This is a genomic window from Alishewanella sp. HH-ZS (assembly GCF_001704375.1).
GTDB lineage: Bacteria > Pseudomonadota > Gammaproteobacteria > Enterobacterales > Alteromonadaceae > Alishewanella > Alishewanella aestuarii.
Window position 1 is genome coordinate 12534 of the sequence record NZ_LZEJ01000019.1, and the last position, 26672, is coordinate 39205.

The following is a 26672-nucleotide window of genomic DNA, read 5'->3' on the forward strand; positions in this document are numbered from 1 at the left end:
AACCCGCAGTTTGGTGCTGCTGCCGGCAGGCTAAAGCGCCGGTCAGCTGCGGCAGCGCGCCTTTGCTAAGGCGGCGTCTTATGATAACTTTAGCCACTTTATATAATAATCAGGCCTGGTTGCACCATGACAAACTGCCGGCATATGTTTGCTGAGCGTTGTTGTCCACTAAAAACCAGAGCCAGAACAAAGGCCTGCTAAGACAGTGCCTGCCGCAGACCAAGAGGATACACCTATGACAACTACCAGCAGGACGCCGCAAGGCGCCCCGGAACAACGTGGCTGGTTTACCCGCTTTCTCGATACCGTAGAATTTTTAGGTAATTTATTACCGCATCCGGTTACGCTGTTTGCCTGCTTTGCGCTGGCCGTAGTGATTGGCAGCGGTATTGCCGGCTACTTTGATTTCAGTGCTGTCGATCCCCGCCCGGAAGGCACTGCCGGTCGCGCCGCCGATGGCATGATCCGGGTAGTCAGCCTGATGAATGTAGATGGCTTGCAGCGTATTGTCTCGAATCTGGTCACCAACTTTACCAACTTCCCGCCGCTGGGTGTGGTGCTGGTTGCGTTACTGGGGGTCAGTATTGCCGAACATTCCGGTCTGATTTCTGCCGCCATGCGCGGCCTGGTGATGAATGCCTCTAAGCGCATGGTCACTGTCACTATAGTCTTTGCCGGTATTATCTCGAATACTGCGTCCGAGCTGGGCTATGTGGTACTGATCCCGATGGCGGCAGTAATTTTCCACTCGCTGGGGCGCCATCCGCTGGCGGGTTTAGCGGCGGCCTTTGCCGGCGTATCCGGTGGCTACAGCGCTAACCTCTTTATCGGCACTGTCGATCCGTTACTGGCCGGCTTTACCACCTCGGCAGCCAATTTGATTGACCCGAACTATGTAGTCGGCCCGGAAGCAAACTGGTTCTTTATGATTGTCAGCACCTTTGTTATTGCTGGCCTGGGTGCCTTTGTCACTGAAAAAATTGTTGAGCCGAAACTGGGCAAATATAACGTGAGTGAAGCTGCCGTCGATTTGGGCGAACAAAAGCTGGAGCAGCTTAGCGCGCAGGAGCGTAAGGGTTTAAAGCTGGCCGGTTTAGCTTTTCTCGGTATTTGTTTGCTATTGGCACTTAGCGTGGTGCCGGCCGATGGTGTGCTGCGCCACCCGGATACTGGCTTAGTCGCCGATTCGCCTTTCTTAAAAGGCATAGTGGTGTTTATCTTTGTGTCCTTTGCCATTCCGGGTTTTATCTACGGCAAGGTAGTCGGCACTATGCAAACCGACCGCGATGTGATAAATGCGATGGCGAAAAGCATCAGCTCGATGGGGCTCTATATCGTGCTGGTATTTTTTGCGGCGCAGTTTGTGGCGTTCTTTGGCTGGTCGAATCTGGGGGCCATTCTGGCGGTGAAAGGCGCGAACTTACTGCAGGATATCGGTTTAACCGGCCCGATGCTGTTTGTGTTCTTTATTGCGATGTGCGCCATTGTTAACCTGTCGCTGGGCTCGGCCTCGGCACAGTGGGCAATTTTTGCGCCCATCTTCGTACCGATGCTAATGATTGTCGGCTACTCGCCCGAAGTGATCCAGGCTGCTTACCGCATTGGCGATTCGGTAACCAACCTGATCACCCCGATGATGAGCTATTTTGGCCTGATCCTGGCGGTGGCTGCCCGCTATAAGAAAGACCTAGGCATAGGTACCCTGATTGCTACCATGCTGCCCTATACCATGATTTTCTTTATCGGTTGGGTGGTGCTGTTTTATATCTGGGTGTTTTTACTGGGGCTGCCGGTTGGTCCGGGCTCACCGACCTATTATGAATTCACGCAGTAATAGGCAACAGGGTCTTACTGTGGTCATAAAGCTGTGATATAACACGGGCAGATTGCGCGGTCAGCTGCTCGCTAAACTGGCCGAAAGCGCTGCCGATCTGCTACAGGTGCCCGCGACCGGCGGGCAATTAGAGAAAAAATTCAGAGAACAGAGTCGTTTATGGAACAGAATAAAGTTGTAGGGCTGCATAAAGAAAAACACGCGAAAACCAAAATCAGCTCAGTGCGGCCGTTAAGTCATATCGCGCAGGAACATATGCTGCCGGTAGTAGTACATGAATTTGTAGTAGCCGGTGCTGAGTTCCCGGTGGTGTTTGTTAAAGACCAACAATCTGAACGCTTCCAACCAGTAGTCTTATTAGGCCTGGCGGCACAACAGAATTTGATCCTGAAAGATGATAAGTGGGGGGCATTGTATGTGCCACGAGTCGTCCGTAACTATCCATTAGTGCTGGTTCAAGACGCACCTGATAGTGATCGTTTAATTGTCGCCATTGATGAAACTTCAGAGCGGGTAAATGAAACCGAAGGTTTCCCGCTGTTTAACGACGATGGCAGCGAGAGCGAGTTTTTAACTGCACGTAAGCAGCAAATGGGTGAGTATGTTGATTATTCCCAGATGACGCAAGTGTTTATGGAAAAACTGAAAAGCCTGGACTTACTGAAAGAGCAGGTACTAACAGTTACCATTAACGGTGAAAAACGCAATATCAACGGCATCCATATGGTTGACGATCAAAAGCTGAATGAGCTGAGCGACGAAACCTTCCTGGAACTGCGTAAGCTGGGTTATCTGACGGCAATTTATGCGCACCTGATGTCACTGCAGCATACGCAGAAGCTGGTACAAAAACTGGCTGAGCGCGAAGAAGCCGCTAAGGCCTAAGCGTTATCGGCAAACAGCAACGGCAGCCTCGGCTGCCGTTTTGCGTTTGATGGCTACCACATACTGTTAAACGCGGCTAAGCGTGACTAAGCGCGGCCAAACTTTGCCAGTAAGGCCTGTTTCACATGCTCGGGGACAAAGCTGGCGACATCGCCGCCATGCCGGCATACTTCTTTGACCAGCGTCGACGAGATAAAGGTATTTTTCTCCGACGGCGTCATAAAAATACTGTCCAGCTCCGGGTTTAACGAGCGGTTCATACTGGCCAGCTGAAATTCGTACTCATAGTCTGCTACCGCCCGTACACCGCGGATCAGCACCTGTGCCTGCTGGCTTTTGGCAAAATCAGCCAGCAGACCAGAAAACCCAATTACTGACACATTCTGGCAGTCGGCAAAGGCCTGCCGGGCCAGCGCGACCCGCTCATCCAGGCTAAATAACGGCTGTTTGCTGGGGTTGGCAGCTACCGCAACAATTACGGTTTCAAATAGCCGCGCGGCACGCAGTACAATATCAGCGTGGCCATTGGTTAAAGGATCGAAGGTACCGGGGTAAATCGCACGAATATGCATCAAAAGCAGTTCCTGTCAGGGCCAGCGCAGAGCTTGCTGGCATTTAACGTCAATTTGGCGTTACTATAGCAAAATAACCGCCTAAAAAAAGAAGCCTGCAGTTCGCAATGGAAAAGAAGCTCAGAACCAAAGACCGGATTATTCAAGCCAGTATTGCGTTATTTAATGAGGTTGGTGAGCGTCAGGTTACCACTAACCATATTGCGGCCCATCTGGGCATCAGCCCCGGCAACCTGTATTACCACTTTCGCAATAAAGAAGACATTATCCGGCATATTTTCCGTGAATATACCAAGCTGCTGGAAACCCGGATTAAACCGCCTTCAGCCCAGGCCAGGCCGCTGGATGCCCTGACTGATTATCTGGATATCGTATTTGAGCTGATGTGGCGGTTTCATTTTTTCTACGCCAATCTGCCGGATATCCTGTCACGGGATCCGGCTTTGCAACAGGATTACCTGCAGGTGCAGCAGGGCGTACTGGCGCGGGTGATGACGGTAATTAAAGCCTTAAAAGCCCAGGGCGTCATTGCAGTTGATGAGGCCGATATCCGCGATCTGGCGCACAACATCAAACTGCTGGTTACCTTCTGGATCAGCTATCTGAAAACCCAGGCGCCGCAGGCCGAAGTGAATCATGCCAACCTGTACCGTGGCGTACTCAAAGTACTGCTGTTGTTTAAGCCCTATGCCACCGCTGCCGCCCGCGCCGATATGCTGCAGCTGCAGCACTACTATAGTCAGCTGGTCGGAACAGATCAGGCTGCGGCCGATTTGTAGCCAATTCTTTACAAGCGGGGCAGGCAAGCCCCGCTAATCTTCGGTATAATCGCTGCAGCAAGGGCCGCTAAAAAGTACAATAGCGCGTCAAATCAACTTACCCGCCTACATTGCCAGAGGAGGCTTTATGCGCAATGGCGCTTTTCTGCACCATCTACAACAACAAATCGAAGAGGTGAAAGCAGAAGGTCTGTACAAAGCAGAACGTATTATCAGCTCACAACAACAAGCCAGCGTTACCGTTGGTAGCGAGCAGGTACTAAACTTTTGTGCCAATAACTATCTGGGCCTGGCCAATAACCCCGAGCTGATTGCTGCCGCGCAGCAGGGCCTGCAAAGCCACGGCTTTGGTGTCGCCTCAGTGCGTTTTATCTGTGGTACCCAGGATATCCATAAACAGCTGGAAGCAAAAATCAGTGCCTTTTTAGGTACCGAAGATACCATCCTGTACTCTTCCTGCTTTGATGCCAATGGCGGTTTGTTTGAAACCATCCTCAGCGCCGAAGATGCGGTGATCTCGGATGCATTGAACCATGCCTCTATTATTGACGGTGTGCGGCTGTGTAAAGCCAAACGCTACCGTTATGCCAATAACAATATGGCCGAGCTGGAAGCCCAGCTGCAGCAGGCTGATGCCGATGGCGCCCGTTTTAAGCTGATTGCCACTGATGGTGTGTTCTCCATGGATGGCGTAATTGCCGACTTAAAAGCGGTGTGTGATCTGGCCGATAAATACAACGCCATGGTAATGGTTGACGATAGCCATGCCGTCGGTTTTGTGGGTAAGAACGGCCGTGGCACCCACGAATACTGTGAGGTGATGGACAGAGTCGATATTATTACCGGCACCCTGGGCAAGGCGCTGGGCGGTGCCTCCGGTGGTTATACCTCAGGTAAAAAAGAAATTATCGAATGGCTGCGGCAGCGTTCACGGCCTTATCTGTTCTCGAACTCGTTAGCACCTTCTATTGTTACTGCGTCAATTAAGGTGCTGGAGATGCTGGAGCAGGGCGGCGCGCTGCGCGAAAAACTGTGGCAAAACGCCAGTTATTTCCGCGAGCAGATGACGGCCGCCGGCTTTACGCTGGCCGGTAAAGATCATGCCATTATTCCGGTGATGCTGGGTGATGCCAAGGTGGCTGCCGAAATGGCGAAACGGATGCTGGCCGAGGGCATCTATGTGGTTGGCTTCTCCTTCCCGGTAGTACCAAAAGGGCAGGCGCGGATCCGCACCCAGATTTCGGCGGCACATACAAAAGAGCAGCTGGATAAAGCCATTGCGGCCTTTATCCGCATTGGTAAAGACATGGGCGTGATCGCATAAGGCGGGGCGTAATAATGAAAGCATTAGCAAAATTAAAAGCAGAACCGGGCATCTGGCAAACCGAGGTTGAGAAACCGCAAGTGGGGCCAAACGATGTGCTGATCCGGATTAAAAAAACCGCCATCTGTGGCACAGACGTACATATCTACAAATGGGATGAATGGGCGCAGAACACCATTCCGCATGGCATGGTAGTTGGCCATGAATATGTCGGCGTCATTGAAGGCATGGGCTCAGAAGTGCGCGGCTTTAAAGTGGGTGACCGTGTCTCCGGCGAAGGCCATATTACCTGCGGCTACTGCCGTAACTGCCGCGCCGGCCGCGTCCATTTATGCCGTAATACCATTGGCGTAGGGGTAAACCGTACCGGCTCTTTTGCTGAATATCTGGTGATCCCGGCTTATAACGCCTTTAAGCTGCCGGACAATATCCCGGATAATATCGCGGCGATCTTTGACCCCTTTGGCAATGCCGTACATACCGCCCTGTCTTTTGATCTGGTGGGTGAAGATGTGCTGATCACCGGGGCCGGCCCTATCGGTATTATGGCAGCCGCGGTAGCGCGCCATGTTGGTGCCCGGCATGTGGTGGTAACCGATGTTAACCCGTACCGGCTTGAGCTGGCGCTAAAAATGGGCGCCAGCCGCGCCGTTGATGTCAGCAAACAGAACCTGAAAGACGTGATGCAGGAGCTGGGCATGACCGAGGGCTTTGATGTTGGGTTGGAGATGTCTGGCGTACCGGCAGCCTTTAACAGCATGCTGGATACCATGAACCATGGCGGTAAGATTGCCATGCTGGGCATTCCGCCGTCGACCATGGCGATTGACTGGAATAAGGTCATCTTTAAAGGCCTGGTAATTAAAGGCATTTACGGCCGGGAAATGTTTGAAACCTGGTATAAGATGGCGAGCTTAATTCAGTCTGGTCTGGATTTAAGCCCGATTATTACCCACGAAATGCCAATGGAAAACTATAAAGAAGGCTTTGAGATTATGTGCTCAGGCCAGTCGGGTAAGGTGATCCTAAACTGGTCTTAAGCCAAGGCTGGTTTTAACGAGGGCGTGTTGATAGCTGCAAAAATAAGCAGCAAACATCAACACGCCCTGGCCCCGTCCGCTGTGGCGGGGCAGTACACCTGATTACGTCCCTGCTGTTTGGCCTGGTACATAGCTGCATCGGCAGCTGCCAGCAAGGCACTGAGATCATAACCCGCCTGCTCACTGTCGCTAATGCCAAAGCTGGCCGTAACCTTAAATTTTGGCTGATAACCACTGGTATCAATATCGGCCAATGCGGTACGACAAATATCAGCCAGCATCACCGCCTGCTCGGCCGTGCAGTCTGTCAGCAGGATCACAAACTCTTCGCCACCAATACGGCCAAAAATATCGCTATGCCGGATAAAGTTGCGGCAACTTAGCACCACCTGTTGCAAGGTCCAGTCACCGGCGGCATGACCAAAGCGATCATTGATATTTTTAAAGTGGTCTAAATCAAACAGGATCAGCGCTACCGGCCGTTTAGCCCGGATACAATGGGCAATTTCCCGCTGCGCCTGCTCGGTAAAATGATAACGGTTGCTAATGCCGGTAAGCTGGTCAAACTCGGCCATTTTTCGATAACGCTTACTGCGGGTCAGGCCACGGTAGGTCAGCAAGCCAAGGATTAAACTCAGGCTACCAATCAGTAATAGCAGCAGGTAACGGTTTTCTGCCTGCTGCTGATATAAATTACGTTCCAGCGTAAGCAGTTCATTATCTTTATCCAATAGCTGGATCCGTTGCTCCTTCAGACGGGCTTCGCCACTGGCCAGCTGGTAAGCCAATTGCTGCGAGGCTTTTTCTCTGGCAATCGCCAGCTCGGTATCACGGCGTTTTTCGCTATAACGCAGCAGGTTGTCAAAGTTACGCTCCGCCTGCGCCAGCAGCGTTAGTACCCGGTAGGTACTCAGCACCGCCGGATCATTCCGATCGCCCGGTAAACTTTGCTCAGCGCGCTGCGCCAGCTCACTGGCTGCAGCCAACTCGCCCTGTTGTAATAGCGCTTCTGCGGCGGCGGCGTTAAAACCGGCGGTTAAAATTGGATAATTAATCTGTTCAACCTGAGAATAATACTGCCGGTAAAACGCCAGGGCAGCAGCGGCTTGCTGTTGTTCCAGTAAATAGAACATATGGTTGCGGATAATTAGTAGTGAGAAAATAACTTCGTTGGCGAGTTCGCAGAGTGAGTGTGTTGAGTCGAAATCTAGTGAGTATTGTTGGAAATTTTTAGTTTTATATGCACCTTGTAGTTTCGGAGCTATCAACCGACAGCGCAAAGCATTATCGGAAGTAATTCTTAGACCTTGGTCAATAAGCTGATTAACTAGCTCAAATCTCTCAACGTTGTTATAAAGAAGAATAAGAGGACCTGCTACTTGGGTGTAAAGAGAAGGCTCTCTTATCGTTGGTAGAGAAACTAAAACTTGTTCCGCTTGTAGGAATGCATCACTATATCGATAGCTTAAAACATAAATGTTTGTTTTTAAGCTACTTACTTTTAATTCAAGTTCCGCACTTATATTCGTATCAACTTGTTCGAGTTGATTTAAGGCGCGCTCAAAATCTCCAGTAAGTACATGGTCCCAAGCAGTTAGTAATAACAAATGACCCAGCTCAGTGTTACTTAGCGTAGTTTTGTCAGTATTTTCATATAGCTGCCTGACATTTCCTTGGAACTGATTGCGATCTTTGAGCCTTAGGTCGTTCAGTTGCTCTAAGTGTTGACTAAAATCGCTGGCAAGAGCTGGTGCATTAGCAACTGCTAGTGCTAGAAGCAAACAACACCTAAAAGCGAGGACCTTCATTCTCTATCCGGCTAGCCGAATTGACGATAAGTTTGCTTTGTCATCGCTTGGAGTCGGAGTTTGTGGATTAGGATTTCCTGTTTCCTCTGTTTCCTCTGTTTCTTCTTTTTCCTCTGGGTCTTCAGGCTCAGGTGTGTAAACAAAACAGATAATCTTTTCCCGCAATAATGCCTGCTCTGCCGTATTAAGCTGAGCCAGTAGCGCAGCATTATCGGATTCGACGCTGGGTTGCCAGACCGGCGTAAGTGCCAGGCTTAGTAGTTGCTCGGATAAAGTAGACATTAGCAGGGCTCGGTAATTAAAGGTCGATATGCCTAATGTAGGCAGTTTTTATGACAGCAGCAAGGGGCCTTTGGTTTTATTTTCGGGATTCTTCCGCCGGGTTTAGCTTAAGTGGCCGGCTTAGCCGTAAAAAGCCATCCGCTAGTTCGGCACTGACCTTAAACCCCAGCTTGGCTGCCGAATGCAGGGCGGCGAGATTTTGCTGCTGGATCCTTTTGCTCAGGGTTTCAATTCCGCCCAGACACCCGGCCTGCGCAATCAACAATCGGCTAAGTTGGGTGCCGAGCCCCTGCTGTTGCCAGGCAGGTAACAACATACGGCCAAGCTCAGCCTCGCTGGCATTGGCGCCCGGTAATAACATCGCCAGCCCGATAGCGCCCACTCCGGCCAGTTGTACCTGAAAATACGCTGCCGGCCAGCTGGTGGTTGTCGCTGTGGTCACAGGCAAAGAGGCAGGCTGCTGCAGGTGCTGTAGCAGCGTATTAAAACGCGCCCGCGCCTGCGTTATGCTTAGTGCCGGACCGATATGCCGCATTACCTGGGGTTCGCAAAATAACGCCAGAAATAGTGGCTCGGCCGCAGGGTCAAGAGCCTGTAACGTCAGGCCGGGTTGGCTGGTGCCGTTAACGGCTAACATCTGTTGTCTGATCCAGTGCGGCCAATTGTTGCAGCAGTTCCGTATTGGCCTGTAGCGCGCTACAGGGCGGGATCACCAGTGTGGTTTTACCGCTGACAGTGGCCTGTGCCAGCTCTGATAGAGGCAAATGCTCAATGCGGGCTTGCTGGGTCGGCAGGCTGGCCGCTTCATACAGGGTAACCTGATGTGCCGGCGGATAAAAACGGCATAAATAGTCGCTTAACAGCTGCCGGTATTGGCCGGGGGTGGCAAAGCGTGCCAGACTGCGGTCGCCGGCAACACCCAGTTGCCATAAAATAAGGTAGGCGGCGGTATCGATAGTGCGCTGATAAAACATAAACTGGCTGCATTCGTACAGCTGGCAACCATAGCGGCCCGGATCAATCCCCAGATCGGCATACAGACAGTCTTCGGCTGAGATCGCCGGTAGCATCCGGCTAAAATAGCCTTGTTGCTGCGCCTGTTTCACTGCCTGATGCGGTACCCAGGCAAAGACCCCCGGATGACCATAAAAGGCGCCAACCACCTTTTTACCGGCCGCGACTTCAGCCAGCATCGCCTCAACCATTAGCTGATAGCTATGCTGGCGTGATGGCCCCTGATGATAATAAGGCTGCAGTGAGCGGGCGTCCGGGTGCATTTCCAGTAACCATTGCTCGGTTAATGCATCGGCCATTAGCACAAAGACCACATCGGCAGCAGCGATATAGTTGCGGCTAAGCGGGTCCAGATGAGCACCCAGCATAATGCCGGTGCCCAGGCAAATCAGACTGCCCTGCGCCATATGGTCTCCTAGTCGCTGCGTTGTTGCTCAAGTAACTGCAAAATATCCCGGCTTTTGGTCAGTAAGCGCAGCTGGCTAAATAACTGCTGCGCCTCGGGGTATTGCAGTTTCAGGTAACTAAACCATTGCTTTACCCGGTTAGCGTAATATTTGCCTTTATCGCCGGCAATTTCAAATTCGGAATAGTGCATCAATAACGCCAGCACCTCTGGCCAGGGCAGTGGGGCGGCCTGATCCCGGATATGCCGCGCCAGATTGGGCATCGCCAGCGCGCCACGGCCAAGCATAATATCCTGGCACTGACTTTGCTGCTGACAGAGCAGCGCCTGCTCGGCATTCCAGATCTCGCCGTTGGCAACCAGCGGTATTTTTACCTGCTGCTTTATTTTGGCAATCCAGGGCCAGTACGCCGGTGGCCGGTACCCATCGCTTTTGGTGCGGGCATGGATCGCCAGGCTGCTGGCACCCGCCTCGGCAATGGCCTTAGCATTGTCAAGCGCCAGGCTGGTATCGTCATAACCGAGCCGAATTTTGGCGCTGACCGGGAACTGCGCCGGGACTGCGTCGCGCACGGCTTTTACGATCCGATACAGGGTCTCGGTTTCTTTTAATAGCACAGCGCCGCCGCGACTTTTATTCACTGCTTTTGCCGGGCAACCAAAATTCAGATCGACGCCGGGTGAGCCCAGTTCCACCGCCCGCGCTGCATTTTCGGCCAGCCAGTGTGGTTCCTGCCCCAATAATTGCACCCGTACCGGGGTGCCGGCGCGGGTTTTACCACCTTGCAGCAGTTCCGGGCACAGCCGGGTAAACACCCGGGCCGGCAGTTTTTGGTCCACCACCCGCACAAATTCGGTAATGCACAAGTCATAGCCGCCAATTTGCGTCAGCATCTCGCGCATCAGGTGATCCACCACGCCCTCCATCGGGGCCAGTACGATTTTCATTTAGTTACTGTTTTGCTTCATTCAGTTGCTGTCTTGCGGCGAGGCGGCGTGCGCATGCTGGCGTTGCCGGCGGCAGCGTTCAGAGCAGTAGCGCACGTCATCCCAGTTACGCTGCCACTTTTTGCGCCAGCTAAAAGCTAACTGGCACACCGGGCAGATTTTTTGCGGCAGGGTGGTTTTGTGGTGGGCCATCAAGCCGCCTTAAACGCTATAGATGGTGCGCAGTTCCTGGCGGTGCAACAGCTCGGCCAGCTCCGGTAATTGTAGCGGTTCCAGCTCCAGCACATCCAGAATACGGCTTTGATGCAGCTGCCATTCCGGATCCAGATTAACCTGAAACAGCTGCCGGCTTTCACCACTGAAAAATTCGGCAATTTTTAAAATGGCAAAGCGCTGATGTTCGGCGTCGTTATCGGTTTCCAGCAACAGCGCCGGGCTGTGGTGATAGGCAATAATATTACACAGCGTCTGGGTCAGACCCCAGGATTCGGCAATCAGATAGCCCAGCACTTCATGGCTGGTATGAAAATGCTGCTCTTCAATACTGCTGACCGCCTGCTGTTGCAGCAAACCTTGCTGCAGCACAGTGGCATATTGCGGCGCTTGCTGGCTAATTAGTGCCATGCCGGCGTTGCGGAATAACCCCAGCGAGTAACAATCGTCCTGACACTGCTGATCAAAGTTCAGCTGTTTCGCCAGCGTCATCGCCAGGGTGGCGGTATGCAGGGCATTGGTCCAGAGCTTGCGGCTAAACTCATCCTGGCGGCCTTCTTCCAGCGTAAAGCGCAGCAGTACACTGCGTACCAGCATCACTACCCGGTTTAATCCCAGATAGCGGCAGGCTTGCTCCACCGAGGTAATTTTATTGCGCAGCCCAAAGTAGGCCGAGTTGACCACCTTTAGCGTAAAGCCGGCAATACCGATATCCAGCGCAATCAGCGAGGCAATACGGTTTAAGTCCGGTTCGGCGGCATTCAGTTGTTGCTGGATATGCCGCAGCACCTGGGGTTGTGGCGGAATGGTAAAGCCCTGCAGCGCATGCTCAACCAGGCTCATATCGATTGCTTTGACCATCTGCTGTACTCCCGGTTGTGCACTTTTGGGTATGCCTTTTGTCGTGCGCCGCTAATCAGAACTAAGGATTTACGAATCGAGATAAGGCCGGCCCAGCATTAATTGCTGTGCCAGTTGCGTTTCTGCCTGCTGATCAGTGAGCTGCAGGTCGAGAAACTGCACATCAAATTGCAGCAGGTCGTCGTCTGCTAAATGCACCGCCACCAGCTTATCCGGTACCTGATGCACCTGACGGTAGGCATTAATTGCCACCTGGGCGGCTTGCTCCATTAAGGCGAGAAAATGCCCGAGCGGATAGCGCTTAAATACCGGATCATCCAGATGTGCCCAGCCTAATAGGTCACCGCTGATGCTGCCATCGGCATGATCGGTAAACAGCATTGAAACAGCGGCGCAGCTGGGGTTTTCACCCGGGGTAAATTGTTCGGCATCCTGCTCGGAAAACAGCAGCACATAGCCAAAACCCGGGCAGCCTTCGGCATCCATTTCGTCGAACGACGGATCGTACAACAGGAACAAACGATTATCAGACATGGCGACCCCGGCTTGCTAAACAAGCGGCTATTCTACCTGAGGTCGGAGCTGCACTAAAGCCCTCTGGCCGGATCTTGTGGCGATTTAACCGCAATTGCCGGCCCGGCTAGTGGAAATCCGCAGTCAGCGGCACCGGCAGCTCCAGCAGTAACGCCAGCAGGTTAAGCAAGCCCTGCTCCGCAGCCGTTGCCGCCTGATCGGCAGATACTGCCGCCAGGATGCTCTGCCAGACCTGTTGTTTGATTGCCGGAGCCGCACTCAGTAGCGGCCGCAATGCCTGATCCAGGCGGCTAAAGTCTACCGGTGGTGCCGTGGTATCCGCTGGCAGTTGCAGCGCATTTAGCGCGGCCTGCCAGGCTTGTTGCTGCTTATTGCTGTCACCGGCGGCGCTGGCAACGGCGCTGAGCAAGGGCAGCAGGGCGGGCAACAGGTCGGCCAGGCTTTGGCGGTTATACTGGCGAACCAGTTCTTTGCTGTCGAATTCACTGGCCACCACATGTTCCAGCAAACTTAAGCTAAGCCACTGCGCCAGATCCGGCGTGTTACCGGCCAGTTGTCGCAGTAACTTATCAAAGGCGCGGAACTCTGACTCACTCAGCTGCTTTAACGCCGGCACCGACATTTGCAACAACTGCACCTGCTGTGGCAGGGCCAGGCGTTGTACCGCATCGGAGAGTTGATCGACTTCGGCCAGCAGCTGGCTGCCGCCATAGGCTTTAATCTGGGCCAGTTGGTTGGCCAGCTGCTCAGTTCTGAGTAGTAACGCACAGGCGATAGCCTGTGCCGGACGGGTTTGATGGCTGCTTTGGCTTAGCAGCACCGGGATAGCGGCCAGCATGGCGCGACGCTGGCGCTCCTGCGGTTGCTCCGGGGTCTGGGATACAGTGGGTTTGACTGGCTGTTGGCTGCTTGGATAACGGCCATTCCAGCTTGGATCCAGCCGGCGGATACGTTTTTCCAGCGGCGGATGGGTAGCGAAGATCGCCACCCAGCGGCTTAGCGCCTCGCCAAAAAATAAATGGCTGACTTCATCGGCATTGGCGTGTTGTACTTTGGCGCCGTATTGATGGCCACCGATGCGCTTTAAGGCGCCGGCAATACCGCTTGGATTACGGCTAAACTGCACCGCCGAAGCATCGGCCAGGTATTCGCGCTGCCGGCTGACGGCGGCTTTAATCAGATTACCAAAAAACGAACCGAGATAGCCGATCACGACCAGGCCAAGACCCAGCAGCATAATGGCGCCGGCACCATCATTATTATTGCGTCTGGAGCGGGCATAGCTGGCGCCACGGCCGGCGCGTAACAGGTAATAACCAAGATGGCCGATAAATAAGATGCCATTCAGCACCGCGATCAGCCGGATATTCATCCGCATATCGCCGTTCAGAATATGGCTGAATTCATGGGCGATCACGCCCTGCAGTTCGTCGCGGCTAAGTTGCTCCAGCGCGCCCTGCGTGACGCCAATAACCGCATCGGCCGGGCTGTAACCGGCAGCAAAGGCGTTAATGCCACGTTCGGCCAGCAGATAAACCGGTGGCACCGGCAGGTTAGCTGCCAGCGCCATCTCCTCTACCACATTCAGTAACCGGCGCTGCAGCGGATCTTGTGCGTCCGGTTTCAGACGCACCCCGCCAAGCGCTTCGGCTACACTGCGGCCGCCCAGTTTCAGTTGCTGCCACTTGGCCATAATCGCCAGGCCCACCACGGCAAGTACCACCAGGCTGATGCTGCTGATCACTTCCCATGGCAGTTGTACCGGGCCACCCTGAAACAGGCTGAAACTCAGCATCACCAGCAGATTGGTCAGGATGATCAGCGCCAGCACCGCCAAAGCGAACAGCGTGATCAGGACCCGGGTATTGCGCCGGGCCAGATCCTGTTGCTGGAAGAAATTGCTCGCCATTGCTTAAAAGCTGACTTTGGGAGCCTGTTGAATTTGCGCGCTGTCAGCGAATTCCAGCAGCTTGGCATCCTGTTTGTGGCCAAAGCTGGCGGCAAAGAACATCGGCGGGAAGCTTTGTTTATAGGTGTTATATTCGGTTACCGCATCATTAAAAGCCTGACGGGCAAAAGCAACACGATTTTCGGTGCTGGTCAGCTCTTCCGACAGCTGCTGCATATTGGCGCTGGCTTTCAGGTCCGGATAAGCTTCCATCACCATACTAAAACGGCTCATTGCACCTTGCAGCGCGCCTTCGGCCTGGGCTAACTGGCTGATGGCACCGGCATCGCCCGGGTTATTGGCGGCCACTTTCAGCCCGGCTAGCGCGGCATTACGGGCGGCGATCACGGCTTCCAGCGTTTCGCGTTCATGCTGCATATAGGCTTTGGCAGTTTCCACCAGGTTGGGGATCAGATCATAACGGCGCTTAAGTTGTACTTCGATTTGCGCAAAAGCATTCTGAAAACGGTTCTTCAGTTTAACCAGCTGGTTAAAGATGCTGATCAGGTAAAATACCACCGCCGCCAGCAAGGCCAGAATTATCAGTAACGTCATTTTAAGCTCCTTACAGGATATCAAGGTGTATTGTTAATGAAAGTTTAACCTTCTGTCCAGTGTCTGCAGCCGGATTTCGCCGGATTAGTACTAAAGTGCGGCAACCTGCGGTATGATAACGGCCTTGCACCGGGAGTAGCTATGAGTGATTTTAAACGTATTTCAGTGGCAGAAACGCTGGAGTTATTAGCCCAGCAGGCAGTCATTGCCGATATCCGCGACGAGCAAAGCTTTGCCAGTGGTCATATCGCGGGCGCCTTTCATTTGACCAACACCAGCCTGGGCCAGTTTATGCGCCAGGTGCCATTTGAACAGCCGGTGGTCGTAGTGTGTTATCACGGTAATTCCAGTCAGGGCGCGGCGCGTTATCTGGCAGAGCAGGGCTACGAACAGGTGTACAGTATGGATGGCGGCGTTGAAAGCTGGCGCACCCAACAGCCTGTTGTCAGCGGGCACAGTGACGTCTGATGCTGACTAAGGTTGCGGAGTTTCGGGCCCAGCCGGCGGCGCTGTTATTTGCCGATTACTGCACCAGTCAGGGGCTGACCGTGCAGCTGCAGCTGGAAGGTGAGCTGACACTGTTGCTGGCCGACAGCGCGCAGTTGCCGCAAGTGGAGGCCCTGTTGACGGAGTTTATCCGTGAGCCGGATCATCCGCGTTATCAGGCGGCAGCCTGGCAACAGAGTAACAGTGTGCAACTGGAGTCATCGATCCGGCTGCCGTCAAAGCAGCTGTGGCGCCAACTGCCGTTAACCCTGCTGCTGGTTGTGCTGACGCTGGCGGTCTATGGCTGGCAGCAGCTGGATTTTCGCGCGGCCGCCCAGGCGCTGCTGTTAACCAATAATGCAGAGCTCTGGCGTTGGCTAACTCCGATCTTGCTGCATTTTTCGCTCTCCCATCTGGTGTTTAATCTGGCCTGGTGGGGCTTGTTGGGCGCCAAAATCGAACGCTTCAGTGGCAGTGGCTTTTTATTGCAACTGACCCTGAGCAGTGCGGTGATTTCTAATGGCTTGCAACTGGCACTGGCCGGTCCCAATTTTGGTGGCTTATCCGGGGTGGTGTATGCACTGGTGGGCTATTGCTACCTGAGTGATGTATTAAGCGGTCGTCAGCGCTATCAGCTCGGTCATGGTCTGTTTGGCTTTATGTTGCTGTGGTTGCTGCTGGGCTTTTTCGATCTGTTGTGGGTCAATATGGCCAACTGGGCGCATCTGGGCGGCTTGGGCTGTGGCTTACTCTGGGCCTGGTTAAGCCGGGACCGGCGTCATCAATAATTCAGCTGGCAGTAACGGCAGGCTCTGCCGTTACTGATACAGATATTTGGTAAACAACACATCCTGCACCATCGGCTGTCCGGTTTCCCGGCGTAGCACCTGTTGCAGCTGTTCCAGAATAATCAGTCGGATCTCTTCGCGCCCATGCAGGGATTTGACCTTCTCTTCCGATTGCTTACTCAGAATGCCAATAATGGTATCCAGGATCAGTGGCTCATGGTACTCGATGGTTTTCAGCATATCCCGGCTGGGTAACATCAGCTCTACTGACACCCGCAAGTAACCCAGGGTGCGGCGGTTTTCGGTGACATAGTTGGTGACGATATCCGGGTCAAAGCCGTAATACACCACCTCAGGCACATTTTGCTGTGCTTGGGCAGGCAGCGCTGTTAATAAAAGCAGCGGTGCAAAGATCAGGGGCAGTAATACGCGCAAGGTTAGCTTTCCTCATCGGAGCGGATTTCTGATAATCATATCAGCAGTCTCTTAGTTAGGCGAATTGCCGACTTAAAAAAAGTTAGGCGAATGGCCGGGTAAAGAATAGTTAAACGAATTGCCGCTTAAAAAAATTCCTGCCCTTGCTATAATGCGGCAATTTTTGCATTCTGAACCCGACTAACTGATGACAGCAGTATTTTCGCTGGCGGCCTGTGCTGAACCCTGGCAACAGGCTGATGCCAGTAAGGCACCGGCTACCCTGTTACCCTGGCTGTTGGAGCCGGCGTCACTGACCGCCCGTTTAAAAGCGCACTGTCAGCAATTCCGGCTGCAGTTGCTGGCGGAACAATCTTTGCCACTGCCGCAAACTTTGCAGCCGCTGTTGCCGGCCAGTAGCCTTTGTACCCGCCGCGAGGTGTTAATGTGGTGCGATCAGCAAGCGGCCGTCTATGCCCAGAGTTGGATCCCGCAAGCCAGTCAGCAACGTTTGCAGCAACTGGCCGCTCTGGGGGAACAACCATTGGGCGAGTTGTTGTTTCAGTATCCGGATTTGCAACGCAGTCCGATTGAAATTGCCCGGCTTAGCCTGCCGCGGCCAAGCGCAGAGATCGCTGCGGGTGAATATTGGGCCAGACGCTCCGTGTTCTCGGTAGCCGGTGCGCCCTTATTAGTGGCAGAGGTTTTTCTGCCGGTGGTGGAGACGCTATGACAACGCTAAGCTGGCAACGACGCCAGGCCTACTGGCAATTGATGCGGCTGGATAAGCCGATCGGCACCTATCTGCTGCTATGGCCTACCTGGTGGGCATTATGGCTTGCCGCAGATGGGATCCCGCCTCTCGATTATTGGCTGATCTTTAGCCTCGGCGTGCTGTTAATGCGCTCAGCAGGTTGTGTGATCAATGACTATGCCGATCGCCATTTTGATGGTCAGGTTAGCCGCACTAAAGCCCGGCCGCTGGCCAGTGGCCAGCTACAACCGGTTGAAGCGCTGCAGCTGTTTCTGCTGTTGCTGCTACTGGCCGCCAGCTTATTGCTGTTCTTAAACCGGCAAACCCAACTGCTTGCGCTGGTGGCCGTGCTACTGGCCAGCAGCTATCCCTTTATGAAACGCTACACCCATTTGCCACAGCTGGTATTGGGCGCGGCCTATAGCTGGGGGATCCCGATGGCCTTTATGGCGCTGCAGGGTGAGGTGCCACTGTACGCCTGGTGGCTGTATCTGGCGAATCTGCTGTGGACTGTGGCCTATGATACCTTTTATGCGCTGGTCGACCGCGACGATGATCTCAAGGCCGGTATTAAATCGACGGCGGTGTTGTTTGGCCGTTATGCCCAGCCGGTGATTGCGCTGTTGCAACTCGGCTTTTTAGGCTTGCTGGCGCTGCTGGGGCAAACGCTGGCACTGGGCTGGCCGTTTTTTGTCGCACTGGCGCTCTGTGTGCCGGCTTTTGCCTGGCAGCATTACCGGGCGACAAAGGGGCCTCAGGGCGCCTTTGCCGCCTTCCTGGCTAACCATTATATTGGTATGCTGCTGTTTGTAGGGTTGGCGGTGGCACTGATATGAAAGCCTATTTACTCAGTTTACTGCTGTTAGCCGGTTGCAGCAGCGTGCAGGCAGAGCCGCCATTTGGCCGGGCCCAGATCGCCTTTGCCGGGCAGCAAGTTGCGGTGCAACTGGCCGATACACCGGCGTTACGAGCCCGCGGTCTGATGTTTCAGCAAAGTGCCGAGCCGGGTATGCTACTGCTATATACGGTGCCGGAGCCAATAAGTTTGTGGATGCGCAATACCGGTCTGGAGCTGGATGTCGCCTTTATTGATGCCAACTGGCAGATCCAGAGTATTAAGCCACTTGAGCCTTATGATGAAAGCATTGTCAGCTCGGAAGGCCCGGTAATTGCTGCCCTGGAGAAACCGCGCGGCTGGTTTGCCGCCCGCGGCTTGACGGTCGGCAGCCAGCTCAGCTTAGTCCGCGACTGACAGCCCGCTTAGCGGCTGGGGTCAATCAGGCCATTCAGGCTGTTATTGCGCCGAAACCAGCCGGCGATGCTAAAGCGCAGGCTGCTGGCCGGCAACACTTCATGTGGAAAGCGCTCACTCTCAAACACAATTAACCCGCCGGCTGCTGGCTGAAACTGCCGGATCAACTGATCCTGCTCGTCATACAATGCCAGAGCGCCACCTTCTGTGACGCTGTTAAGATAGGTGACCGTGGTCAGCACCCGGTTGGAGCGGCCCTGAAAGGCGTCCAGATGCTTCTGATAGAAGTCACCGCTTTGATAACGCGCATAATGGCATTCAAAATCAAACAGGCCGAGCAGACAGCGTTGATTAAATACCTGCTGCAACTGCTGCATCAGTGCCAGATACTGCTGTTGTGCCGGCGTACTGCCGTCCAGCCAGGCGGTGTGGTCGCGCCGGATCTGTTGATCCTGCAAATGCGCGGCCTGACGGCCCACGCCTGCCGCGCGTAGCGGCTGCTGCTGCAAATCCTCCAATAACGCAGAGGTTAGCGGCTCGGGTAAAAAAGTGGGTAGCCAAACCCAGCCCTGTTGATAGAAGGGGGTGATAATGCTGTCCCAGTCGGTTGCGGTTGGCGCTGACATAATGACTCCAAAAGCGGTAACGGACATAGTTTGCCATAGCAGTGAGCCAGCTCATAGCGACTCGCGTATCAGCAACGTAAGAAACAGGAGGATTGACCATGCGCATCGCTTTACTAGCGGCGACACTGCTGCTGACCGCTTGCAGCAAAACCGTACTGGACTACCGGCAACAAACGCCGGTATTAAAACTGGATGAGTTCTTCGCTGGCAGTGGCCGCGCCTATGGCGTGCTACACGACTGGCGTGGCCGCCAGACGCTGCGCTTTACCGCGGATCTGTGTGGCGAGTGGCAACAAGGCCGTGGCGACCTGTACGAGGTGTTCTATTTTAGTGACGGCCGTATCGAGCAGCGGCACTGGCGGCTGCAGCAGGACAGTTCAGGCAAAATTAGTGGTACAGCCGGTGACGTGGTAGGGGAAGCGAGCGGCCAACTGGCCGGTAATGCGTTGTATTGGCAATATGTATTGCGGATCCCTTACGACGGTAGCACCCTGGATGTGACGGTTAAAGACTGGCTATATCTGATTGATCCGCAAAATCTGATTAACCGCACCACGATGCATAAGTTTGGCTTGAAGGTGGCAGAGCTGACGTTATCGATCCAACAAACCGATGCCAGTGCGGACTGTACGCCGTTAAAGCAGCAGGTTGCAGAGTTGGCAGCTAAGTTGTAATAGTTTCGGGCATTGTACCGTTGAGCCCGTTGTGGGCTCAACAGCGCTGAGCGCATTTAACGGCGGCCTGGAAACTGCTGAAAAATATGATTGACGACCCGCGCGGTGGACTCGCGTGGTTGCTGCAGATCCTGCTGGCTTAATACGCCCTCGGCGATCCCTTCCCACACCAGTTGCTTACGGCTGGCATCCACTAAATCAATATTTACGGTACCAACGCGGTAATGCACCGTTTCCACATCGGTTTGATAGTAGGGGAAAGGCGCATACAGACCACGGCGATAATAATAGTAGCTGTACGGATGCAGACTGGGTGAAGTGGTGCTGCGCACTTCGGAACGCTGGGCCACGTTAGAGTTAAAGTTAATCAACAGCTGTGGATCATCGCTTAGCCGGTAACCGCGCGCCGTCATCTCCGCCGTAATAGCGGCTTTCAGGTGCTGGGTCACCAGGCTGGTATAACCGGCGCGATCAGTTGCCAATTCGCTCATAAAGCCAAAGGTTTGATAACTACTCAGGTCGACGTTCGGCGCCTGATCGGTCCGCACTTTAGGGCCTGAGGCACAGGCTGTTAACCACAAGGCTGAGGCGAGCAGAATGCCGCGCCAGAGCCAGGAAGAATGCTGCTTATTCATAACTACCGCCATCTCAATCAACTTAGCCTTGATATCTTACTATACTGCGCCAGCCATTTCTGCGATCAACCCGGCTGCGACTTGCATATTTTGACGCTGGCAAGCAAACTAAGTTCCGGCTGGCACAGCAAATTACCCGGCCAGACAGGAGTCACTGACTTTGTGCTGCTAAGAAGTTAGCATTGCATGCGTGCTGCTATTACACTTAGCATAGTGTATTGCCAGCCTGTAACGGCAGATTTTACGAGATAATAATGAAAACAAAGGATAAAACGCCAACCAGAGCTGAACCTGAAGCAGTAAATCAACAGGCCTCAGCCGCCTTGTCTGATGCACTGGCCAGCTTTGCCACCCAGTTACAGCAACAGCAGCAACTCTGGCTGCAACAAATGCAAACTGCGCTGGATGCCCAATGGCAGCAGCGGCTTATCGCCCACGAACAGGCTTATCAAAAACTCTATAAAGATTGGCAACAAAGTCGGCAGCAACTGGAGCTGGCCGTGCCGGCACCTGCTGCCGATCCGCGGCTGTTACAGGAACAGGAACGGCAGAATCAGCAATTACGGCAAAGACTGCAGCAATTGGAAGCGCAGTTGGCCGCGTTGCAGCAACAACAAGCCAGTGCGGCAGAGCAACACACCTCAGAACAGCAAACGGCTGGCCAGCTGCAGCAGCAGTTAGCCGAACTGCAACAGGCAATGCAGGTGCAGCAGGAGGCGCTGACCGTGGCCGATACCGCTTATGCGGCGGAACGGCAAAAGGTGGCAGAGCTGGAGCAACAGCTCGCCGCAGCCAGTGTTGGCACTGCCAGTACGCTGAGTGCTGAGCAGCAAAAAGTCACAGCGCTGCAACAACAACTGGCGCAGACTACTGCGCTGTTGCAGCAACACGAACAACAGGCGGCCAAGGCACAGGCCGAGGCCGAACAGAAACAGGCGGAATTAACCGAACAGCTACAACAGCGTGAGCAGCAAGCGGCAGCCGCCGAGGCGGAAGCCGGACAGAAACTGGCGGAGTTAACCGAACAGCTACAACAGCGTGAGCAGCAAGCGGCAGCCGCCGAGGCGGAAGCCGGACAGAAACTAGCGGAGTTAACCGAACAGCTACAACAGCGTGAACAGCAAGCGCTGACCGCTGAGGCAGAAGCCGGCCAGAAACTGGCTGAGTTAGCCGAACAGCTGCTGCAACATAAACAACAAGCGGCAGCAGCTGTTGCCGCTGAACAACAAAAGGCTGGCGAACTGGCGGCTCAGATGTCGTCATTACAACAGCAACTTGAACTGGTACAGGCTGAGTTTGAGTCACAACGCCAGCAGATACAGCAACTGACAGAGCTGCAGACAGAGCTGGGGCAGAAACTGCAGTTTAAGCAGCAGATGTATCTGCAATTGCAGGAAGAAAATCAGGTGCTGAATCAGCAACAAAGCGAGCAGCTCGCCCAATTGCAGCAACTGGCCGCCAGTGAACAGCAATTACGGGAACAACTGGAGCGGCAAGACTTACTGCTGCAACAGGCTCGATTGCGGCTGGAGGTCACAGTCGAGAAACAGCAGCTGGAAGCGGATCAGGCCCGGGAGACCATTCGGGTGCTGCGGCAGGAATTAGCCAAAGGCCAGGAAGATCATCAGGCGGCTTTATCCGATCTGCAAAGCCGGCTAACCGAATATAAGCTGAAATTTGAATATGCACAGCGTCAGCTGTCGACCATGCCATAATAGGCGCCAAAGCAGGCCGGCAAGCCTGCTATTTTTTTGACAGGAATACTCTTTTTTAGGAATGCTATGAAACAAAAAGCCAATAACTTTCAGCAGATGCGCGAACTTAATCTGGCGCAGCAGGCAGCAATTGCTGCCAGTTTGCTGGAGCGGATGTTACCGAATTATCAACTGTTTAGCGAAGTCAGTCAGTTCGGCGACCCGGTGTTGGTGCGTAAAATTCTCGATCTGTGCTGGGAGTGGTTGACGGTACCGAAAGCAAAAATCAATTTCGAGCGCCTGGCGGAAGAACTGGAGCTGGCGACGCCTGAGGTCAATCATTACGATATGTTCGGGGTCTATCCGGCGGTTGATTGCGCCACGGCGCTGGATATGATGCTCAATGGCATCCGCGAACAGGATGCCGCCGAATTTATTAATGTGGCGAAGATTTCACAGGCCACCGTGGCCCGGCTGATTGAATATGAAGCGGAAGATGCGGATATTACTACCGAAGCTGAGCTGAAAAAGCTGGTGCGGGATGATCCCTTGATGCAGTACGAGATGGAATGTCTGGCGGAGCTGATCGAATTGGTTAAACCGATGAAGCGGATCGGCCGCGAACAAATGCAGCAGTTAAAAGCTTGGGTGAGAGAGCAGGGGCTGACTAACCTCGGTATGGAGCTTAGCCCGGAGACAGAGTAACCCTATTTAGCGGCTACTCTGACGCAGAAATAAGCGGTAGGCCAGCTGGCCGGCAACCTTTTCCTTTAGCAGCTGCCAGTTGGCAGGTATGGCGCCCAATGCCAGCTCTTTCTCGGTTTCCAGATAGATCAGAGCGCTGTCTGTCAGCCAGCCCTGTTGCTCTAATGCCAGACAGCAAGGCAGTGCCAAGCCCTGCCGGAATGGCGGGTCGATCAACACCAGATTATATTGCCGCTGTGCCGGGCGCTTTAGCCATTGCAGACAATCGGCATTGACCACCTCAGCATTGGCTGCCGCCAGTGTTTTCAGATGTTGCTGTAACTGCCGCGCCAGTGCCGGCGCTTTTTCCACCAGAGTCAGATAAGCAGCGTAGCGTGACAGTGCCTCTAAACCCAGGCTACCGCTACCGGCAAAACAATCCAGCACCGTACTTTGTGCCGTATCCTGCATCAGCCAGTTAAACAGGGTTTCCTTAACGCGATCGGTCGTGGGTCTGAGGCCCGCAGCATCGGCTACCGGCAGCTTTTTGCCCCGCCATTGGCCACTGATGATTCTGACGAAACCGCTGGGGCCGCCTGCGCTACCACGACTGCTCGATTGTTTCATTGATTCGTTTTTGCCTGACAGATAAAGGTGTTAGTATAAGGCCAATTTTATCCTAGTTTTCAGCTCTGACCTAACTGCATATGACAAAACAGAATAAACTCTTTTCCTGGCTTGGTTTTGGTAAGAAGCCATCAGACGCACCGGACACCGCAACTCAGCCTGAGTCGACAGCTGCTAATGCGCCAGCAACAACGGAAACCGCAGCCGCTGCTACGCCGGTTGCTGATGCTGCGGTAACGGCGGCGTCAGTAACGGATGCGCCTGAGGCCGACGTGCCGATCCCGGAAAGTCCGGCCACAGCACCGCAGGCAGACAGCAATCCGGAGCCGGAGCGAGTCACCGCCGTGCCAGTAGCATCGCCAGAGGCTGCAGCAGCAAAGGCTAGCCCGAGCTTGGATAACCCGAAAAAACCCGGTCTGTTTGCCCGTTTAAAGCAGGGACTGGCGAAAACCAGTCTGAATCTGGGGGCCGGTTTAGCCTCACTGTTCGTTGGCAAGAAAATTGATGACGAGCTGTACGAAGAGCTGGAAACGCAGTTACTGCTGGCTGACGTTGGTATGGATACGACTCAGAAGCTGATTAAGCAGTTAACCAGCCATGCTGATCGCAAGGCTCTGAAAGACGCCGGTTTGCTGTATGAGAAACTGCAGCAGGATATGGCCGAGTTGTTGCAGCACGTGGAGCAGCCGCTGCACCCCGTGGCCAGCAACGGCCCCTTTGTGATCCTGATGGTCGGGGTGAATGGTGTCGGTAAAACCACGACTATCGGTAAGATGGCACAGCAGTTTAAGCAGCAGGGCAAAACCGTGATGCTGGCGGCTGGCGATACCTTCCGGGCCGCCGCGGTGGAGCAGCTGCAGGTGTGGGGCGAACGTAATCAGATCCCGGTGATTGCCCAGCATACCGGCGCAGATAGCGCCTCAGTGATTTTTGATGCTTATCAGGCGGCCAAAGCCCGTAAAGTCGATGTGCTGATTGCTGATACCGCCGGCCGCTTACAAAATAAAGCACACCTGATGGAAGAGCTGAAAAAGATTGTCCGGGTATTGCAAAAGATTGAACCGGCGGCACCACACGAAGTGATGCTGACGCTGGATGCCGGCACCGGCCAGAATGCGTTGAGTCAGGCCAAACTCTTTAACGAAGCGGTCCCTCTGACCGGTATTAGTTTGACCAAGCTGGATGGTACCGCCAAAGGCGGGGTGATCTTTGCGATTGCCGATCAGTTTAAGGTGCCGATCCGTTTTATCGGGGTAGGGGAAGCCATCGATGACCTCCGGCAGTTCCAGGCCCAGGACTTTATCCGGGCGCTGTTTAACAAGGAATAACCGCTATGCTGCAGTTTGATCAGGTAAGTAAAAGCTATCCGGGTGGCTTTGTGGCACTGGAGCGGATTAACTTTCGTATCGCGAAAGGCGAAATGGTGTTTCTGACCGGCCACTCCGGCGCAGGTAAAAGTACTATCCTGAAACTGATCAGCATGATTGAACGCCCCAGCACTGGCCGGGTGATGATTAACAATATCGATCTTAGCCGCTTAAAACGCAGTCAAATTCCTTATGTCCGGCGCGATGTCGGCATTATTTACCAGAATCACCGGCTGCTAATGAACCATACCGTATTTGATAATGTGGCTTTGCCGCTGGTGATTGAAGGTTTTACCGGTAAGGAAATGGTAAAACGGGTGCACGCCGCGCTGGATAAGGTCGGTTTACTGGATAAGCAGCGCTGTCTACCACAGACCTTATCAGGCGGTGAGCAGCAGCGGGTTGGTATCGCCAGGGCCGTGGTTAATAAGCCGCCGTTACTACTGGCTGACGAGCCAACCGGTAACCTGGATCCGGAACTATCACGTGACATTATGCGGGTGTTTGAAGCCTTTAATCAGGTTGGCGTCTCGGTGCTGGTGGCAACCCATGATTTGGGACTGATCGCCCGGATGCGTTACCGCACCCTGACGTTAAAGCAGGGCCGGATGATTAATGACGGCCTGATGCCTGCTCCGGGGGTGTTATGAGTATTTTGTTCAGTAGTCGGGCCAGTGGCGCTAAAGCTAGCCGGGTCAATCCCATACAGCGTTTGGTGATGTTTTTTGTGCACCATATCCGTCAGGCGGTATTTAGTTTGGGGGAGCTTTGGCGTACCCCGGGTTCCTCACTGATGACGATAGCGGTACTGGGATTGAGTCTGACGCTGCCAACGACGCTGCACCTGCTGGTCAAGAATGTGCAGCAGATCAGTGGTGGCTTTGCCAAGGCTGCAGAAATCAATTTATTTATCCGTGATACTGCGACACCACAGCAAGTACAGAGCCTGAAAACCATTCTCGAAGCAGATAGCCAGATCGCCGGCGTACGGCATATCAGTAAAGAGGCGGCGATGGCAGAATTTCGCGAAGCGTCCGGCTTTGGCGCTGCGCTAAATTATCTGACCGACAACCCGCTGCCGGATGTGCTGGTGGTGCTACCGGTGCATACTGAGCCCGCAGCCGCCCGTCAGTTACAACAGCAGCTGGAAAAAGAGCGGATAGTCGAGTTTGCCAAGCTGGATCTGGAATGGCTGCAACGGCTGGATGCACTGGTGCTGCTGTTACAGCAAGCGGTGGTGGCCATTGGTCTGCTGTTACTCAGTGCCGTGTTACTGATTGTCAGCAATACCATCCGCTTATCAATTATTAATAAACGCGATGAAATTGAAGTGATGAAGCTGGTCGGCGCGACCGATGCTTTTATTCAGCGACCTTTTCTTTACACCGGGCTTTGGTTCGGCGTCTTTGGTGGGCTATTGGCCTTTCTGGTTACCGAAGCCTTACTCTGGTGGTTGCGCGGCGCCATTGCCAGTATCAGCAGCCTGTACCAGAGCGATTTTCAGTTACAGGCAATGAGTCTGCATGAGTTCGGCGGCTTGCTGTTACTGGCGATCCTACTCGGAGTAATGGGATCCTATCTGTCGGTACGCCGTCATTTACGGGCCATTGAGCCGTCTTGAGCCCGCTGCGGCTAAGCTGACAGCTGGTTATAAAAATTGCTTATCTT

At 53.8% G+C, this 26672-nt stretch carries 31 protein-coding genes; 16 read left to right on the top strand and 15 right to left on the bottom strand.

The genetic code is table 11. From position 1 onward, the window contains the following. The first annotated feature begins 235 nt into the window (after positions 1–235). Both A9165_RS09085 and A9165_RS09090 read left to right on the top strand, forming a co-directional pair. A complete protein-coding gene (locus A9165_RS09085; RefSeq protein WP_065955649.1) occupies positions 236–1834 on the top strand; it encodes an AbgT family transporter in 1599 nt (532 codons plus the stop codon). A gap of 159 nt (positions 1835–1993) precedes the next feature. Then, the gene (locus tag A9165_RS09090) at positions 1994–2719 is read left to right on the top strand and encodes a SapC family protein (RefSeq protein WP_008950117.1); all 726 of its coding nucleotides are present in this window, start codon (positions 1994–1996) and stop codon (positions 2717–2719) included. Between the two features lie 86 nt (positions 2720–2805). On the opposite strand, the gene coaD is transcribed toward A9165_RS09090, so the two are convergent. Continuing rightward, positions 2806–3291, bottom strand: a complete 486-nt coding sequence (gene coaD, locus A9165_RS09095; RefSeq protein WP_008606923.1) for a pantetheine-phosphate adenylyltransferase — start codon at positions 3289–3291, stop codon at positions 2806–2808. A 107-nt stretch (positions 3292–3398) separates the two neighbouring features. On the opposite strand from coaD, the gene A9165_RS09100 reads away from it, so the two are divergent. The 3 genes from A9165_RS09100 (at position 3399) to tdh (ending at position 6434) form a co-directional block, all read left to right on the top strand. Beyond that, positions 3399–4070, top strand: coding sequence for a TetR/AcrR family transcriptional regulator (locus A9165_RS09100; RefSeq protein WP_065955650.1), 672 nt, complete (start codon positions 3399–3401; stop codon positions 4068–4070). Positions 4071–4197: 127 nt separating this feature from the next. After that, positions 4198–5394, top strand: coding sequence for a glycine C-acetyltransferase (locus A9165_RS09105; RefSeq protein ID WP_065955651.1), 1197 nt, complete (start codon positions 4198–4200; stop codon positions 5392–5394). 14 nt (positions 5395–5408) lie between these two features. After that, positions 5409–6434, top strand: a complete 1026-nt coding sequence (tdh, locus tag A9165_RS09110; protein WP_057788284.1) for an L-threonine 3-dehydrogenase — start codon at positions 5409–5411, stop codon at positions 6432–6434. Between the two features lie 56 nt (positions 6435–6490). On the opposite strand, the gene A9165_RS09115 is transcribed toward tdh, so the two are convergent. The 10 genes from A9165_RS09115 to A9165_RS09160 form a co-directional block, all read right to left on the bottom strand. Next, complete coding sequence (locus tag A9165_RS09115; protein ID WP_065955652.1) at positions 6491–7567, bottom strand: GGDEF domain-containing protein; 1077 nt, start codon at positions 7565–7567, stop codon at positions 6491–6493. Between the two features lie 678 nt (positions 7568–8245). Continuing rightward, positions 8246–8524 (bottom strand): hypothetical protein, encoded by a 279-nt coding sequence (locus tag A9165_RS09120; protein ID WP_065955653.1) that lies wholly within the window; start codon positions 8522–8524, stop codon positions 8246–8248. A gap of 76 nt (positions 8525–8600) precedes the next feature. After that, positions 8601–9161, bottom strand: a complete 561-nt coding sequence (locus tag A9165_RS09125) for a GNAT family N-acetyltransferase (RefSeq protein WP_008606934.1) — start codon at positions 9159–9161, stop codon at positions 8601–8603. After that, a complete protein-coding gene (locus tag A9165_RS09130) occupies positions 9148–9945 on the bottom strand; it encodes an SAM-dependent methyltransferase (protein WP_065955654.1) in 798 nt (265 codons plus the stop codon). Before A9165_RS09130 ends, A9165_RS09125 begins: the two co-directional genes overlap by 14 nt. A gap of 8 nt (positions 9946–9953) precedes the next feature. Continuing rightward, positions 9954–10892: a tRNA dihydrouridine(16) synthase DusC gene (gene dusC, locus A9165_RS09135; RefSeq protein WP_008950109.1), complete on the bottom strand. Its 939-nt coding sequence runs from the start codon at positions 10890–10892 to the stop codon at positions 9954–9956. Positions 10893–10913: 21 nt separating this feature from the next. Beyond that, complete coding sequence (locus tag A9165_RS09140) at positions 10914–11084, bottom strand: DUF2256 domain-containing protein (RefSeq protein ID WP_065955655.1); 171 nt, start codon at positions 11082–11084, stop codon at positions 10914–10916. Between the two features lie 9 nt (positions 11085–11093). Then, entirely contained in the window at positions 11094–11966 is an 873-nt protein-coding gene (locus tag A9165_RS09145) for an HDOD domain-containing protein (RefSeq protein WP_065955656.1), read from the bottom strand. Positions 11967–12035: 69 nt separating this feature from the next. Next, positions 12036–12500, bottom strand: coding sequence for a hypothetical protein (locus A9165_RS09150; RefSeq protein WP_065955657.1), 465 nt, complete (start codon positions 12498–12500; stop codon positions 12036–12038). 106 nt (positions 12501–12606) lie between these two features. Further along, entirely contained in the window at positions 12607–14409 is a 1803-nt protein-coding gene (locus tag A9165_RS09155; RefSeq protein WP_065955658.1) for a M48 family metallopeptidase, read from the bottom strand. A gap of 3 nt (positions 14410–14412) precedes the next feature. After that, on the bottom strand, positions 14413–15003 hold the full coding sequence (locus A9165_RS09160) for a LemA family protein (RefSeq protein WP_008606944.1): 591 nt from the start codon (positions 15001–15003) through the stop codon (positions 14413–14415). Between the two features lie 141 nt (positions 15004–15144). On the opposite strand from A9165_RS09160, the gene glpE reads away from it, so the two are divergent. Beyond that, complete coding sequence (gene glpE, locus A9165_RS09165; protein ID WP_065955659.1) at positions 15145–15471, top strand: thiosulfate sulfurtransferase GlpE; 327 nt, start codon at positions 15145–15147, stop codon at positions 15469–15471. Then, entirely contained in the window at positions 15471–16277 is an 807-nt protein-coding gene (gene glpG / locus A9165_RS09170) for a rhomboid family intramembrane serine protease GlpG (protein ID WP_065955660.1), read from the top strand. Before glpE ends, glpG begins: the two co-directional genes overlap by 1 nt. A gap of 30 nt (positions 16278–16307) precedes the next feature. On the opposite strand, the gene A9165_RS09175 is transcribed toward glpG, so the two are convergent. After that, on the bottom strand, positions 16308–16712 hold the full coding sequence (locus A9165_RS09175; protein WP_008606948.1) for a flagellar basal body-associated FliL family protein: 405 nt from the start codon (positions 16710–16712) through the stop codon (positions 16308–16310). A 187-nt stretch (positions 16713–16899) separates the two neighbouring features. Between A9165_RS09175 and A9165_RS09180 the strand changes: the two genes are divergently transcribed. Genes A9165_RS09180 through A9165_RS09190 form a run of 3 tightly spaced genes read left to right on the top strand, consistent with a single transcriptional unit; the run spans position 16900 to position 18697 of the window. Beyond that, the gene (locus tag A9165_RS09180) at positions 16900–17424 is read left to right on the top strand and encodes a chorismate lyase (RefSeq protein ID WP_065955661.1); all 525 of its coding nucleotides are present in this window, start codon (positions 16900–16902) and stop codon (positions 17422–17424) included. Further along, positions 17421–18281, top strand: coding sequence for a 4-hydroxybenzoate octaprenyltransferase (ubiA, locus tag A9165_RS09185; protein WP_065955662.1), 861 nt, complete (start codon positions 17421–17423; stop codon positions 18279–18281). Before A9165_RS09180 ends, ubiA begins: the two co-directional genes overlap by 4 nt. Continuing rightward, on the top strand, positions 18278–18697 hold the full coding sequence (locus A9165_RS09190; protein WP_008950101.1) for a DUF192 domain-containing protein: 420 nt from the start codon (positions 18278–18280) through the stop codon (positions 18695–18697). Before ubiA ends, A9165_RS09190 begins: the two co-directional genes overlap by 4 nt. Positions 18698–18705: 8 nt before the next feature. On the opposite strand, the gene A9165_RS09195 is transcribed toward A9165_RS09190, so the two are convergent. Further along, positions 18706–19323: a 2OG-Fe(II) oxygenase gene (locus A9165_RS09195; RefSeq protein WP_065955663.1), complete on the bottom strand. Its 618-nt coding sequence runs from the start codon at positions 19321–19323 to the stop codon at positions 18706–18708. A gap of 98 nt (positions 19324–19421) precedes the next feature. Here A9165_RS09195 and A9165_RS09200 point away from each other — a divergent pair, with 98 nt between their 5' ends. After that, positions 19422–19997: a DUF3833 family protein gene (locus A9165_RS09200; RefSeq protein ID WP_008606954.1), complete on the top strand. Its 576-nt coding sequence runs from the start codon at positions 19422–19424 to the stop codon at positions 19995–19997. 56 nt (positions 19998–20053) lie between these two features. Here A9165_RS09200 and A9165_RS09205 read toward each other — a convergent pair whose 3' ends face one another. Then, positions 20054–20632 carry a DUF4136 domain-containing protein gene (locus A9165_RS09205; protein WP_008606956.1) on the bottom strand — a complete coding sequence of 193 codons (579 nt, stop codon included), beginning with the start codon at positions 20630–20632 and terminating at the stop codon, positions 20054–20056. A gap of 254 nt (positions 20633–20886) precedes the next feature. On the opposite strand from A9165_RS09205, the gene A9165_RS09210 reads away from it, so the two are divergent. Next, positions 20887–22347 (top strand): hypothetical protein, encoded by a 1461-nt coding sequence (locus tag A9165_RS09210; RefSeq protein ID WP_065955664.1) that lies wholly within the window; start codon positions 20887–20889, stop codon positions 22345–22347. A 66-nt stretch (positions 22348–22413) separates the two neighbouring features. Then, positions 22414–23031, top strand: coding sequence for a YjaG family protein (locus A9165_RS09215; protein ID WP_065955665.1), 618 nt, complete (start codon positions 22414–22416; stop codon positions 23029–23031). A 6-nt stretch (positions 23032–23037) separates the two neighbouring features. Here A9165_RS09215 and rsmD read toward each other — a convergent pair whose 3' ends face one another. Further along, positions 23038–23637 carry a 16S rRNA (guanine(966)-N(2))-methyltransferase RsmD gene (gene rsmD, locus A9165_RS09220; protein ID WP_065955666.1) on the bottom strand — a complete coding sequence of 200 codons (600 nt, stop codon included), beginning with the start codon at positions 23635–23637 and terminating at the stop codon, positions 23038–23040. Between the two features lie 80 nt (positions 23638–23717). Here rsmD and ftsY point away from each other — a divergent pair, with 80 nt between their 5' ends. Genes ftsY through ftsX form a run of 3 tightly spaced genes read left to right on the top strand, consistent with a single transcriptional unit; the run spans position 23718 to position 26625 of the window. Then, positions 23718–24965 (top strand): signal recognition particle-docking protein FtsY, encoded by a 1248-nt coding sequence (ftsY, locus tag A9165_RS09225; protein WP_065955667.1) that lies wholly within the window; start codon positions 23718–23720, stop codon positions 24963–24965. A 5-nt stretch (positions 24966–24970) separates the two neighbouring features. Beyond that, on the top strand, positions 24971–25654 hold the full coding sequence (gene ftsE / locus A9165_RS09230) for a cell division ATP-binding protein FtsE (RefSeq protein WP_008950093.1): 684 nt from the start codon (positions 24971–24973) through the stop codon (positions 25652–25654). Further along, entirely contained in the window at positions 25651–26625 is a 975-nt protein-coding gene (ftsX, locus tag A9165_RS09235) for a permease-like cell division protein FtsX (RefSeq protein ID WP_065955668.1), read from the top strand. Before ftsE ends, ftsX begins: the two co-directional genes overlap by 4 nt. Positions 26626–26672: the final 47 nt, after the last annotated feature.

Bases quoted from the DNA above. Each gene is read 5' to 3' on its own strand.
- A9165_RS09085 (WP_065955649.1), top strand. From the start codon at position 236: ATGACAACTACCAGCAGGACGCCGCAAGGCGCCCCGGAACAACGTGGC.
- A9165_RS09090 (WP_008950117.1), top strand. From the start codon at position 1,994: ATGGAACAGAATAAAGTTGTAGGGCTGCATAAAGAAAAACACGCGAAA.
- coaD (WP_008606923.1), bottom strand. From the start codon at position 3,291: ATGCATATTCGTGCGATTTACCCCGGTACCTTCGATCCTTTAACCAAT.
- A9165_RS09100 (WP_065955650.1), top strand. From the start codon at position 3,399: ATGGAAAAGAAGCTCAGAACCAAAGACCGGATTATTCAAGCCAGTATT.
- A9165_RS09105 (WP_065955651.1), top strand. From the start codon at position 4,198: ATGCGCAATGGCGCTTTTCTGCACCATCTACAACAACAAATCGAAGAG.
- tdh (WP_057788284.1), top strand. From the start codon at position 5,409: ATGAAAGCATTAGCAAAATTAAAAGCAGAACCGGGCATCTGGCAAACC.
- A9165_RS09115 (WP_065955652.1), bottom strand. From the start codon at position 7,567: ATGTTCTATTTACTGGAACAACAGCAAGCCGCTGCTGCCCTGGCGTTT.
- A9165_RS09120 (WP_065955653.1), bottom strand. From the start codon at position 8,524: ATGTCTACTTTATCCGAGCAACTACTAAGCCTGGCACTTACGCCGGTC.
- A9165_RS09125 (WP_008606934.1), bottom strand. From the start codon at position 9,161: ATGTTAGCCGTTAACGGCACCAGCCAACCCGGCCTGACGTTACAGGCT.
- A9165_RS09130 (WP_065955654.1), bottom strand. From the start codon at position 9,945: ATGGCGCAGGGCAGTCTGATTTGCCTGGGCACCGGCATTATGCTGGGT.
- dusC (WP_008950109.1), bottom strand. From the start codon at position 10,892: ATGAAAATCGTACTGGCCCCGATGGAGGGCGTGGTGGATCACCTGATG.
- A9165_RS09140 (WP_065955655.1), bottom strand. From the start codon at position 11,084: ATGGCCCACCACAAAACCACCCTGCCGCAAAAAATCTGCCCGGTGTGC.
- A9165_RS09145 (WP_065955656.1), bottom strand. From the start codon at position 11,966: ATGGTCAAAGCAATCGATATGAGCCTGGTTGAGCATGCGCTGCAGGGC.
- A9165_RS09150 (WP_065955657.1), bottom strand. From the start codon at position 12,500: ATGTCTGATAATCGTTTGTTCCTGTTGTACGATCCGTCGTTCGACGAA.
- A9165_RS09155 (WP_065955658.1), bottom strand. From the start codon at position 14,409: ATGGCGAGCAATTTCTTCCAGCAACAGGATCTGGCCCGGCGCAATACC.
- A9165_RS09160 (WP_008606944.1), bottom strand. From the start codon at position 15,003: ATGACGTTACTGATAATTCTGGCCTTGCTGGCGGCGGTGGTATTTTAC.
- glpE (WP_065955659.1), top strand. From the start codon at position 15,145: ATGAGTGATTTTAAACGTATTTCAGTGGCAGAAACGCTGGAGTTATTA.
- glpG (WP_065955660.1), top strand. From the start codon at position 15,471: ATGCTGACTAAGGTTGCGGAGTTTCGGGCCCAGCCGGCGGCGCTGTTA.
- A9165_RS09180 (WP_065955661.1), top strand. From the start codon at position 16,900: ATGACAGCAGTATTTTCGCTGGCGGCCTGTGCTGAACCCTGGCAACAG.
- ubiA (WP_065955662.1), top strand. From the start codon at position 17,421: ATGACAACGCTAAGCTGGCAACGACGCCAGGCCTACTGGCAATTGATG.
- A9165_RS09190 (WP_008950101.1), top strand. From the start codon at position 18,278: ATGAAAGCCTATTTACTCAGTTTACTGCTGTTAGCCGGTTGCAGCAGC.
- A9165_RS09195 (WP_065955663.1), bottom strand. From the start codon at position 19,323: ATGTCAGCGCCAACCGCAACCGACTGGGACAGCATTATCACCCCCTTC.
- A9165_RS09200 (WP_008606954.1), top strand. From the start codon at position 19,422: ATGCGCATCGCTTTACTAGCGGCGACACTGCTGCTGACCGCTTGCAGC.
- A9165_RS09205 (WP_008606956.1), bottom strand. From the start codon at position 20,632: ATGAATAAGCAGCATTCTTCCTGGCTCTGGCGCGGCATTCTGCTCGCC.
- A9165_RS09210 (WP_065955664.1), top strand. From the start codon at position 20,887: ATGAAAACAAAGGATAAAACGCCAACCAGAGCTGAACCTGAAGCAGTA.
- A9165_RS09215 (WP_065955665.1), top strand. From the start codon at position 22,414: ATGAAACAAAAAGCCAATAACTTTCAGCAGATGCGCGAACTTAATCTG.
- rsmD (WP_065955666.1), bottom strand. From the start codon at position 23,637: ATGAAACAATCGAGCAGTCGTGGTAGCGCAGGCGGCCCCAGCGGTTTC.
- ftsY (WP_065955667.1), top strand. From the start codon at position 23,718: ATGACAAAACAGAATAAACTCTTTTCCTGGCTTGGTTTTGGTAAGAAG.
- ftsE (WP_008950093.1), top strand. From the start codon at position 24,971: ATGCTGCAGTTTGATCAGGTAAGTAAAAGCTATCCGGGTGGCTTTGTG.
- ftsX (WP_065955668.1), top strand. From the start codon at position 25,651: ATGAGTATTTTGTTCAGTAGTCGGGCCAGTGGCGCTAAAGCTAGCCGG.